Source organism: Bartonella sp. TT29SHDZB, from assembly GCF_042193395.1.
In the GTDB taxonomy this organism is placed as follows: Bacteria; Pseudomonadota; Alphaproteobacteria; order Rhizobiales; family Rhizobiaceae; genus Bartonella.
The window spans coordinates 1-1,896 of the sequence record NZ_JBHILQ010000081.1 but is presented as its reverse complement, the minus strand read 5'-3'; the positions used below and the strand labels follow the sequence as shown (position 1 = coordinate 1,896).

At 38.2% G+C, this 1,896-nt stretch carries 2 protein-coding genes and 1 pseudogene; 1 reads left to right on the top strand and 2 read right to left on the bottom strand.

Translation table 11 applies throughout. From position 1 onward, the window contains the following. Both ACFIJJ_RS09610 and ACFIJJ_RS09605 read right to left on the bottom strand, forming a co-directional pair. Positions 1-881 (bottom strand): ShlB/FhaC/HecB family hemolysin secretion/activation protein (locus ACFIJJ_RS09610; RefSeq protein ID WP_375646786.1); only part of this gene is annotated, 881 nt, incomplete at its 3' end. After that, positions 874-1,053, bottom strand: coding sequence for a hypothetical protein (locus ACFIJJ_RS09605; protein ID WP_026500659.1), 180 nt, complete (start codon positions 1,051-1,053; stop codon positions 874-876). The genes ACFIJJ_RS09605 and ACFIJJ_RS09610, both read right to left, overlap by 8 nt. Before the next feature lie 255 nt (positions 1,054-1,308). Here ACFIJJ_RS09605 and ACFIJJ_RS09600 point away from each other — a divergent pair. After that, positions 1,309-1,896, top strand: a pseudogene (locus ACFIJJ_RS09600) (type ISP restriction/modification enzyme); the annotation flags it as partial.

Genomic DNA, 1,896 nt, shown 5'->3' with positions numbered 1-1,896 from the left:
GATCCCGTTAGAGTATCACTATTGGGGCGCTTGTGAGAAAAATGATACGGACTACCATCCATAGAACGCTGATAGCTAAACGACCATTGATCATTGATCCCCAACAGATCATCAAAAGAAAGGCTCAAGCGCGTTTGATAAATTCCTGTTGCTTTAGCACCAAGATTATCGCTGGAAAGCGTAATAAGCCAAGGTTTCTGTTTTTCAATATGAACATCGAGTATCGAACCACCCGAATTGCTCCCCGCACCAAGATTAATGGTGGCTTGGCGTGAGAAAAGCCGATTGATTTGATCAAGCCCTTGCTCTATCTGGCGCAGATTGGTCGGTTTTCCAATAAGGTTTGGAAAAGCCGTGGTGATTTCTCCTTGAGATTTCCTTCCAACTTTATGCCCATCAAGGGTAATATCTTCCATCACACCTTCAACAACAACAATCTTGAGATGACCGCCGCTTAAATCTTGCTCAGGCAAATAAGCCCGCACCGCAATATAGCCGCGCTTCATATAAAGCTTGGTCACCGCTTTGAGCACTTTATTGATTTCGGCAATCCCCAAACACCGTCCTTCCCAAAGAGAAATGGCTTCATGAAGGTCGGTATGAGAAATCAACTGAGCATCAACAAATTCAATGCTTTTGATCAGCAAACAGGTTGTACTAGGCGAAGCACCATAGGCAGATGTGGTATCATCGTCTGGCAAAAATACCTCATGGGTTTTGTTTTTACGCTGCAATTGCTGAGAACGCTGTTGTTGTGTTTGTTGTCGTTGGATGCTCTCTGATTGATTAATCGCTTTCTCACGAATGTTTTCGGCAAAACTCGGCAATGAGAAAAGGCACAAAATAGCCGCAAAAACAAAAGTGAAAAAAAATCTATGCATTCATTGTGTCCTCAAAATGAGCAACAAAATGAACCATATCATCAGCGTCACAGAAAAAATCGCCAACCGCGTAACAATTTTTTAATTTTTTGATGAGAATAATACTTATAACATCTGAGAGAAAAGCATAGACTGTACTGTATACACCTGCTTTATGTGTTGTGCAAACCATATCATTTCCCCCGCTTTTGAAGATTTTACAATGACACTGTTAAATGACAATCATATGCTCTATATGCTTCTTAATTTTAAGGTGTTGCATGTAATATAATCTTGAGCTTCAAGTAAAGACTGTTATTCATAGAATAGACCAAATTTATTGGAACTGTTACATATTAGAGACAACAAGAAACACTCCATTATTATCGCTTGATAAGAAAAATAGCATGACGATAGTTTATTTACTAAAACAAGAAAAAAGAAAATGCGTAATGCCATAACTGATGAAGGATTAGCGCATTTTAAAACTGCTTATCCCAATGAAAAAACACTAAAGATGATCTGTTTTATTATGTTTACGGTCTTTTGCATTCAGAAGATTATCGCACTCGTTATGTCAATAACCTCTCTAAAGAATTGCCGCGTATCCCGTGTGTAAAGAATGCTGATGATTTTGGAAGTTTGTAACAGCAGGGCGTAAATTGGGTCATTTGCACGTAAACTATGAAACTGTAGAACCTTATCCTGAGACCTTTAAAAAGGGTAATCCAAAATTAACTGACATCTCTAATCCCGAAAAGTTTTATTATGTGACTGAAATGAAATTCGCAAAAATTAAGGATAGTAAGGAAAAGAATAAATCAACAGTTACTTATAATAGCAATATCATCATGACAGATCTCCCTAAGTAAGCTTATGAGTATATCGTCAATGGCAAGCCTGCTCTTGAATGGTTTATGGGGCGTCAATGTGTAAAAACAGATAAAAAGAGTGGTATTGTGAATGATGCCAATCACTATGCTGTTGAAACCATTGGCAACCCTGCTTATCCATTAGAGTTGTTTCAAAGGGTTAT